Below are 8922 nucleotides of genomic sequence, written 5' to 3' on the forward strand. Positions count from 1 at the left end.
GGGTTATTCCCCAGTCGCTAGTACAGTCGAACTATCACGGTTAGAGGAATTTAAAAAAGGGTGGATAAGTGCGATCGCACTGCCAGACAATCTGCCAGACTTGGCTTACACCCTTGCTTCCACAGTGGCGATTCCGGCTTTGTTGAGTAGCTGTTGGGTAAGTGTACCCATGCCTGGGTTTATTCGCCTGGGGGTGTGGGGAGTATTAGCGATCGCTGGGATTGTCGTAATTTACTTGCGGCAAGCCCTGCCAGAGGTCAAAGATATTCTCCTACTCCGTGTTGGGTTAGTGGCTGTGGGAGTATTGCTAGGAATATGAGCAGTAATTTACACCCCTCCCAGTTACACCAACACTTGCAGATGTATGCCTGTGCTAAGTGGTCATTCTGGGGTAGTTTGGTTGTCAGTTGTGGCTTGCTATTTCTTGGTGCGAGTCAGAAGGCTGACTCCAAGCCGTGGATACTAGGGGCATCTGTTGGCACTTTAGAAGTTGGTCGCAGACATCGCCAAACAGCCAAACTTCTTCTGGAATCACTCGGTGATATCGACCGAGCATCACGGCTTAATTTCCAAGGGTGGGCCCGTGCCAATACCCAGCCCACAGCACAGCTAGCGCTTACTATTGGCGCTATTGATGTCAACTGGAAACCCGAAAATCTAATCACTGATCCGGTTGAATATATCCAGAAAAAACAAAAGCACGTTGCTTTAGTCGGTGGTACTGGCGATGGGAAGTCAACCTTTACCCAATACTTATCGTCAAAAATTGGCGGTCGAGTTGTTGTCTATGACAGCGACGCGAAACCGGATGATTGGTCGTGGCTTGATCAAAAGGATGTCATTGGTCGCAAAGGCAACTTTAAAGCCATCGACACTGCAATGGGGAAAGACTTAGAAATCCTTGAGCAGCTAGTTCAGCTTCGAGGGGAAGGGGGAGATAATGCGATCGCCGGTCGGGAACGATTCATGATCGCGGAGGAATTTCCCATTTTGGTGGATGAATGCGACAATGCCACATCCTGGATCAAACGCCACGCCAAACGGGGCAGGCGATACAAACAGTTCATTTGCGCGTTGGCTCAAAACGACACCGCAGAGAACTTTGGGTTACAAGGTGACAAAGACATTCTTTACAGCTGCTTCTGTTTAGTGAGATTAGGGCAGTTTGGACGCGAATACGCCAGGACTAAACTCAAAGATCCTCAACTAGAGCAGTGGTTGAAAGCTGGAGGAAAAAAGCGCTTTCTAGTCGATGACTGCCCAATTGAACTTGATTTGAGCAACTTGGGAACAGAGAACATGGTGCATATGGAAACCGACTCAGGGGGAGATGAGGGGGAGCAATCGCAACCGTCAGCCATGAACGAGTACGAGCAATTTATCCTTGATTGGGGTCAAAACAATTCAGACAAGGTTTTAAAAGCCAGAATCCTGCTGCAAGCCAGCCGATTATTTGAGGGTATGCAGCCAGATGAAGTACGAATTATCTTCGCTTCGATGGCTGATCGGGGATTAGGAGAAGTGGAAGGAAATGGCGATCGCCTGGGCTGGAGGTGGTCAAAGTAATGTCTACACTTTGCCTACAGTCCGTCTACAGGCTGTAGGCAACGCTTTACAGACGAATTGGTTATCAAGCTGCAAATACTTTGATATTTCCACCCAATGCCCAAGACCTAATGACTAATTGAGTTATAGACCGTCTACACCGCCTACAATTTTTGAACCGCAAAAATTTGGCTGTAGACGGCTAAAATCTTTCCCAGAGCGGATTTTAGCAATTGTAGACAAATTTTTCGGGGTTAAAAAAACTTAAAAAATCGAAATAATTTTTAAATCTGCAATGACTCAAACAACTTGTCCTCGATGTGATTGCACGACGCTTCAATATCAAGAAAATTATTGCAAAATTGAAAGCAGCGAAATTGACGATCGCAACGACGAAACCGGGGAATATTTTGTAACGGTTAAAGCGTGGGTGGCTGTTAGTTCTGGTGACGAAGAGGAGGAGGTTGACAAGAGCGTAGCACCTGACCTCCGCACCATTTACGTGCAACTTGACCGTGATGAGGAGGGCGATTTCTGTGTCGTTGGAACTGAAGAATGAAGACAAATGGATCAGCATTGATCCACGGTCAGACAAACTTTTGCTGCGGTTTCGGGTCAAAGGCTTCCCTAAGCAATTTCAAATATCTACGGGGTTAAAAGACCTTAAACGCAATCGCGATATTGTGCGTTTGCGCCGGGATGCTATAGCAACCGATATTTCATTGGGGCGCTTTGACCCCACTCTGGAGAGATACCAGTTTAGACCTAGTGCGATCGCAACTTCCCTAATTTCCCTCCCCCCAAAAGGTGAAGCCGACTTAAGGGAGTTGTGGGAGATGTTTACAGAATTCCAGTCCAGGCAGATAGAAGCAACCACAATCTACTCTACCTACAAAGTAGTAAGCAGAACTATCGATCGGCTGCCATGTCGTTCACTTTTAGACGCGCCAAAAATCAGAAATTGGCTGATGGAGAACACAAGCCAGTTTATGGCTTCAAAATATTTACTCCGATTTGACCAATGCTGTCGTTGGGCTTTAGAGGAAGGAATCATCAGAGCTAATCCGTTTGAGAGCCTCAAAAAAATTAAGAAAATCAAGAATAACACCGATGATTGTAGGGCTTTCACCATTGAACAGCGAGATACGATCATCGGAGCTTTTGAGTCTGACGACCGATGTAGTCATTACAGCAATCTCGTAAAGTTTCTCTTTTGGACTGGTTGCCGACATGGTGAAGCCTTTGCTCTTACCTGGAAAGATGTTTCGAGAGATTGCTTACAGATAAGCATCTCCAGATCAAAAAACCTTTTGGGGATAGAGAAAGGCACAAAGAACGGTAAAAGCAGAATATTTCAGTGCAGCTCCGGAGCCAAATTGCATGAACTATTGCTATCGATGAAGCCAACAGCATCAGGCGATTCCCGTATCTTCTCAACAAAAAGAGGCTGTCCAATGACTAGTTCGGCGTTGAGCCATGCTTGGAACCGAGACGGGAAAAACCAGACCGGAGTAGTGAGGAAGTTATCAAATCAAGAAATAACTCCCTATTTAAACCCTTATTCTACTAGGCACACTTTTGCAACTTGGGCGATCGCGTCTGGTAACTCCCCCGACAGAGTTGCCTACTGGATCGGAGACGATGTAAATACGGTACTTCGCTATTACGTTCACCCAGAAGCTACTAAGGGCGAATGCCCAGATTTTTGATGATTAGCCGCGACTCATCCGCTACTCAAAAATATTTAATGAGATACGAAAAACACGGGCTGTTAATGCCATTTTTGCATTTCCACTAATTCCATACACAATTGATTAATTTGCTCCAAATCAGGTTTGTGAGGTAGGGTAGATTGTTCATAAACAATTTCCATTTCGGCGACTAAATCTTCTGCCGTTTTCATCACCTGTTCATAAGAATACTCACCCTTTAAAATAGCTTTTAAATCTTCAACATCGCCGGCTATTCTCCGATCTACAATCACTTCACCTTGCCGTAATATTTCTACTCCACTGCGTAACAATCTAATGCAGTGCATCCCATGTTTGAGGTCAAAACCCGACTTTCTTTCCATTTCTGCCCTCGCCGGATTTCTATTCTCCCGCCAAGATAAGTAAGCCTTCCATTCTCTTAAAGCTATTTGATAGCTTTGGCTTTTCTGAAGTAGGCGAATAAAATCTTTACGGCTATTGGTTAACTGTTGGGTATATTCCAAAGTTTCATCAGGTAAAGTATATTGTTTTAACACTCCTTTAAAATCAATATCTGCTGTCAACAATTGGTATAATTGTTCTGCTTCTTCTAAAAACTCAATTCGTCCTCTGATTAAGTTATAAAGATACTCCAGAAAAGCATTTAACTCATCTTTGCTGAGGGGTGCTTCGTCTTCTATAGCGAAATCAGATGGTATTGGCTTTTTTTGCGGTGGCTTTAACAACCATTTACGATGAGTTTCCATCTTTTTGATTTGGGCAAAAGCATAACCAGTGTAAGTATGTTTTACCTTCTTGCTCAAAAATAACTGTTTATGATTAATTAAATGCTGTCCGACTGTGCTTAAAAAAGGATAGTTCTTTAACCAGAGCAATTCTAAAACATTGGGATTTGCGCCCGCTAATAACTGAAGGATTTTTCTTAATTCATATATAACTGTATCTTTGTTACCATCCAAAAATGGAAATATTCCTGGTTCATCCCAACCAGCATCTTTTTGTTCTATGTGATCAAATCCCAAGTAATACCTTTTGGATGCGATAAATACTCCCCGATAATCAAAGTCGGAATCAGGACGATTTAAACCATAGCCGTGGCTACCCGCCAAACCAATTAAAATACTTCTTTGCTCAACTTCTATTCTTTTCATATCACCACGCGATGTGCAACTTATTCTTAAAACCCCACTTCCATTCCTCTCCCCGAAACGGGGAGAGGCTTTGATTCTTGCTCCCCTTCCCTGGTAGGGAAGGGGTTGGGGGTTAGGTTTGAGAGTAAAGTTGCACATGGCGTTATCACCTGATGAAAATGTAGTCATCCTAACTCATGAGTTAAGCAAGTGGCGAGATGTGGAGCAGACAAAGGATTTTTAACAGAAATGCCCCTAAAGGAGATGATGCAATGGTATCCCCTTGAGGAGCAAAACTTGTCAATTTAGTTGTTCCTATACTTTCGGTTTCCTAAAGCAGGAATTATCTAGGATAAATGTGGCGTCTAGTCCCCCATCCTGGATTGACAATGGCGGCTAAATCTTCTTCAGATAATTTGCTGATCTCAGTGTCCAGTTCTCTGGCGGTGAAATCATAGCCACGCTCTTGAGCAATCTTAATGAAGGCTTCTGGATCAGCTGTTGCTTTGAGTCTTTGCTGTAATGCTTGATCTTGTTTTACAGCTTGAAAAAGTCGGGCAGCATTTTGCTGTGTCATCACAATACATCTCCTATTTGAAGTATCAGGTTTGAATGTAGTAATTTAACTCCTGGTGATTCAGTAACTTTTGTAAATATTTTTGGGATAAATCATCGTAGTTTTCATTTTAAAACAAAGAAGAAAAATCTGTTGATTTTGATAAGAAAATACAACTTTTCGGCTAATATTAATGTTAATGTAACTTTTTGGTAAAACTCAGCCCTAGGATAGTAGCAATATTTCGCTAAAAAGCATTTATTCTGACTTGTAAATGCAATTTACATTTGTGCTGGTGGGCGATGTCTGCGGCGGGCTTGCTATTTTTTCAAAATGAGCGATCGCACAGTAGTAAGTAAGGCAGAATCAGCTCCCCTCTCCGTAGGCCTGCCGTGTATACACAAGTCGGCAAACCTCTCCCCAAACCCCTCTCCGAGGCACAGAGGGGCTTTGAAGATTGACTCCCCAACCCTTGAAGGGTTGGGGGTGGGGTTCTTTTATTAACGTAAGTTGCTAGTTAGTGCCTATAAACAGTATAAAATTGATACAAAACTCTACTGCTTAAGTATCTCTTAATACTAAATAATTGAATTATGTACTTAAAAGAAGGCACTTTTTGATAACTAGCAACTTGGGTTCTTATGGCTAATTTGGCGGACATGATATTAGAGCTTGACTTGACAGACGTTAATAAAATAAAGTGGTAGATTGTCTGTCTAATTCCTGCTCGGATCAGGTAGACATATTACAAAAGCTGGCAAGAGCGTCTCTACACGAGACAAAAACCAGCTACCTGTACGGCAACCTCAAGGACAATTCCATGACCTACGCAATTATTGAAACTGGCGGCAAACAAATACGAGTAGAGCCAGGGCGGTTTTACGACATTGAACTACTTGCAAAGGAACCAGATGAAAAAGTTACAATAGATTCCGTGTTACTCGTGCAGCACGATGGCGAAGTCACCATTGGACAGCCATTAGTGACAGGTGCGACTGTAGAAGGGACTATACTGCGGCATTTCCGAGGTCGTAAAGTCCTGGTATACAAAATGAAGCCGAAAAAGAAAACCCGCAAAAAGCGAGGGCATCGTCAGGAAATTACCAGACTTATGATTGACTCCATCACCCTTAACGGTGCAGTATTTGCTGCCCAAGGAGAACCGGAGAAGGAAACCCCCGTTGTCGATGGCACTCCTGCTGAAGAAGTTGAAAGCGCTGCTGAATAATAAAAAGAAGTAGATACACAAGAGGAAATCATGGCTCATAAGAAAGGAACAGGTAGTACACGCAACGGTCGTGATTCTAATGCCCAACGTCTGGGCGTCAAGCGTTATGGCGGTCAAGTTGTACGTGCAGGAAACATTCTCGTGCGTCAGCGCGGCACTAAATTTCACCCTGGTAACAACGTCGGTATTGGTAGCGATGACACTCTGTTTGCCTTAATCGACGGTGTTGTAACTTTTGAGAGAAAGGGCAAAACCCGTAAAAAAGTTAGTGTTTACTCACCCGTAGCTGCTGTTGAGGCAGTTCCTGCTGAGGCCGTGGCAAGTTAGAATGTGGGGGTGTCAACTTAACGTGAAACCCTTGCCAAGGAATGACATTAGACATAGGAGTGAAAAAGAATTGTAGAGACGTAGCACTGCTACGTCTCTACAAGGGTTCTGGGTGACGCATATTTAATTTCACCAGATGTCTATTGAGTCCACTGACTTCCCATCACGATCCGCGTCACCCCACCCCGGTTTTGTCTAAAGCCAAAACCTCCCCTCCCCGCTCTTCGGGAGGGGATTGAGGGGTGGGGTTCTTCGGTTTTAATAAGTAATCAAGCGGACATGATATGACGTGCAAAAGCGATCGCCTCTGTTGTTGTTGAAACTTTTCCCTCAGCTTGTGCTACGCCAATTTCTCTCAACAGTTGGCCGATAATTGGCGAAGCTGGAATATCTAATGCTATAATCAACTCCTTCCCGCTCACGAGGGGAGTGGGATGAGCGACCAGATCATCAGGGTTGAGGTAGCGGTTGATCAAAGGTGCCAAGACTTGGCAGTGGATTAGTTTGGTTTCCTCTTTTGTAGCTACTGCCGTGTGCAGTGCCTTGTCACCTGACATCGCCTCTACCAAATTATCAAGTGCTACAGCTAGCACTGCCGTAGCGGGAAACACAATATCTGCATCATGGAACAAAAAGTATTGTTCTCGCAAGGACATATCGACTACTTGAAACTGCGGTAATAGCTTCAGAGCAGTAGTTACACCCCGGATTTCGGCACGACTATAAGTTAGTTCTTGTAGCTCTATTTCTGCTAATTGCGGATCTGGGTTGACAAGACAAGCAAGTTTAGCAATACCTAACCAAGTGGTTTTGATCCGATCGCGGACACATTCTTGCAGTTGTAGCCCTAGTTGTTGCCAATTTTGGGTGAGTAAGGCAGCTGCATTGTCAACTGCTGCTAGTTTGATCAAGCTTTCACGAGTGGCGTTTTTGAAGAAAGGGGCAAGTAAACCATCTTCCCAAGCACTTGTGATCCAAGGAGTACCCTGAGAATTTGCCAGCAGATAGCCAATTTCTACCCGAACTCGTTCGGCTGCAACTTTGCTAATATGTGATGCCAAAGAACGAATTGCGGCTTTGGTAGCTGGCTCAATAGTAAAACCTAGTTGGGCAGCTTGGCGATAACCTCGCATTAAGCGCAAAGGGTCATCTTCTAAGTTCGCGGGTGATACCATTCGCAAAATGCCCTGTTGCAAGTCTGCATAACCTTGCAGAGGATCAATAATTTCTTGGGTATGGGGATTATAGGCGATCGCATTAACTGTAAAATCCCGTCTGTGCAAATCAACTTCTAAACTATTTCCTTCCTGTTGGGCAAAGTCAGCCGTAGCGTGGGGAAAAACCACACGAGCAATTTGTCGTTCGGCATCGAGTAACACAAAACCAGCTTGGTAATGATGAGCGATCGCTCTTGCTACCTTTACTGCTTTAGATGGTATAACAAAATCTAGATCCAGATATTCGCGAGTTCTGCCAAGGATGGCATCTCGGACAGCACCACCTACCATGTAAGCTGGCTGTGGCAAGAATTCCAAACTAAAAGGCCAATTTTCGGGAGCTAGGGTAGAAGGAACTGATTCATGCATTGTAATAAAAATCAACCCAGCAACTCATGAATAACAGTTGGGCTTAAGTTAGATTAACAATAAAGGCCCCTGGAGTTGGTTCTATTATGTGTATTTGCGTGAACTGCCACTATGTAGACAGCTGTGTTACCTATCATGCCGTAGAAGGGCAGCACCAACAGCCTCACTTGACCGAAACACCAAATTTTGATCCGAATGAACCTTCTATCAATGTCAACATTCGGACTAAAGATGATGTGATTGAAATGGAATGGGATGTTGTTGGTTGTCTGAGCTTTAAACGAGAAACGGGTAAGTGGTCGAAGTTGCGTCCTGGTGAATTAGTGCCGACTTGATAGAAAATGAACGAGAGTGGCAGTACTTAAAACGATGGGCGGTAAGAAAATTTAGAAGCATCCCCTAACTAACAAAAGTTATTGTCACTCAGGCGATCGCCGAAGATAAAGAAACCAGCTAACACAAAACAGCATGACCAACGCACAGCGACTAGACCATGTAGAAGATGAACTCGAAACTGTTAAGCGATTGCTAGTGTCTACTGCTAGCTATGCCGAATCAACAAACAAGCGGCTTGAGCAGTTAAGCATAAAACAAGACCGTACCCAATCTCATCTTGATGAGTTAAGCATAAAACAAGACCGTACCCAATCTCATCTTGATGAGTTAAGCATAAAACAAGACCGTACCCAATCTCATCTTGATGAGTTAAGTATAAAACAAGACCGTACCCAATCTCATCTTGATGAGTTAAGTATAAAACAAGACCGTACCCAATCTCATCTTGATGAGTTAAGTATAAAACAAGACCGTACCCAATCTCATCTTGATGAGTTAAGTA

The 8922-nt window shown here is 43.8% G+C and carries 10 protein-coding genes and 1 pseudogene; 8 read left to right on the forward strand and 3 right to left on the reverse strand.

The window, feature by feature from the left end; translation table 11 throughout:
- The 4 genes from LC605_RS29045 to LC605_RS29060 all read left to right on the forward strand — a co-directional run.
- Positions 1-319 (forward strand): hypothetical protein (locus LC605_RS29045; RefSeq protein ID WP_229550914.1); only part of this gene is annotated, 319 nt, incomplete at its 5' end.
- Complete coding sequence (locus tag LC605_RS29050; protein ID WP_229550915.1) at positions 316-1566, forward strand: hypothetical protein; 1251 nt, start codon at positions 316-318, stop codon at positions 1564-1566. The genes LC605_RS29045 and LC605_RS29050, both read left to right, overlap by 4 nt.
- A 274-nt stretch (positions 1567-1840) precedes the next feature.
- Positions 1841-2104 carry a hypothetical protein gene (locus LC605_RS29055; RefSeq protein WP_229550916.1) on the forward strand — a complete coding sequence of 88 codons (264 nt, stop codon included), beginning with the start codon at positions 1841-1843 and terminating at the stop codon, positions 2102-2104.
- Positions 2082-3254, forward strand: a complete 1173-nt coding sequence (locus LC605_RS29060) for a site-specific integrase (RefSeq protein ID WP_229550917.1) — start codon at positions 2082-2084, stop codon at positions 3252-3254. Before LC605_RS29055 ends, LC605_RS29060 begins: the two co-directional genes overlap by 23 nt.
- A 62-nt stretch (positions 3255-3316) precedes the next feature.
- Here the strand turns inward: LC605_RS29060 and LC605_RS29065 are convergent, their stop codons facing one another.
- Both LC605_RS29065 and LC605_RS29070 read right to left on the reverse strand, forming a co-directional pair.
- The gene (locus LC605_RS29065) at positions 3317-4408 is read right to left on the reverse strand and encodes a nucleotidyltransferase domain-containing protein (RefSeq protein WP_229550918.1); all 1092 of its coding nucleotides are present in this window, start codon (positions 4406-4408) and stop codon (positions 3317-3319) included.
- Between the two features lie 322 nt (positions 4409-4730).
- Positions 4731-4964: a Nif11-like leader peptide family natural product precursor gene (locus tag LC605_RS29070; RefSeq protein WP_229550919.1), complete on the reverse strand. Its 234-nt coding sequence runs from the start codon at positions 4962-4964 to the stop codon at positions 4731-4733.
- A 799-nt stretch (positions 4965-5763) separates the two neighbouring features.
- Between LC605_RS29070 and rplU the strand changes: the two genes are divergently transcribed.
- Together rplU and rpmA are read left to right on the forward strand one after the other, a co-directional pair.
- Positions 5764-6171 (forward strand): 50S ribosomal protein L21, encoded by a 408-nt coding sequence (gene rplU, locus LC605_RS29075; RefSeq protein ID WP_229550920.1) that lies wholly within the window; start codon positions 5764-5766, stop codon positions 6169-6171.
- 30 nt (positions 6172-6201) lie between these two features.
- Positions 6202-6498: a 50S ribosomal protein L27 gene (gene rpmA / locus LC605_RS29080; RefSeq protein WP_229550921.1), complete on the forward strand. Its 297-nt coding sequence runs from the start codon at positions 6202-6204 to the stop codon at positions 6496-6498.
- A 269-nt stretch (positions 6499-6767) separates the two neighbouring features.
- Here rpmA and LC605_RS29085 read toward each other — a convergent pair whose 3' ends face one another.
- Positions 6768-8084 (reverse strand): CCA tRNA nucleotidyltransferase, encoded by a 1317-nt coding sequence (locus LC605_RS29085; protein ID WP_229550922.1) that lies wholly within the window; start codon positions 8082-8084, stop codon positions 6768-6770.
- Positions 8085-8170: 86 nt separating this feature from the next.
- Here LC605_RS29085 and LC605_RS29090 point away from each other — a divergent pair, with 86 nt between their 5' ends.
- On the forward strand, positions 8171-8419 hold the full coding sequence (locus tag LC605_RS29090) for a Ycf34 family protein (RefSeq protein ID WP_118167283.1): 249 nt from the start codon (positions 8171-8173) through the stop codon (positions 8417-8419).
- A 133-nt stretch (positions 8420-8552) separates the two neighbouring features.
- Positions 8553-8922: pseudogene (locus LC605_RS29095) on the forward strand (6-aminohexanoate hydrolase); the annotation flags it as partial.

Source organism: Nostoc sp. CHAB 5836, from assembly GCF_020829445.1.
Taxonomy (GTDB): domain Bacteria; phylum Cyanobacteriota; class Cyanobacteriia; order Cyanobacteriales; family Nostocaceae; genus Nostoc.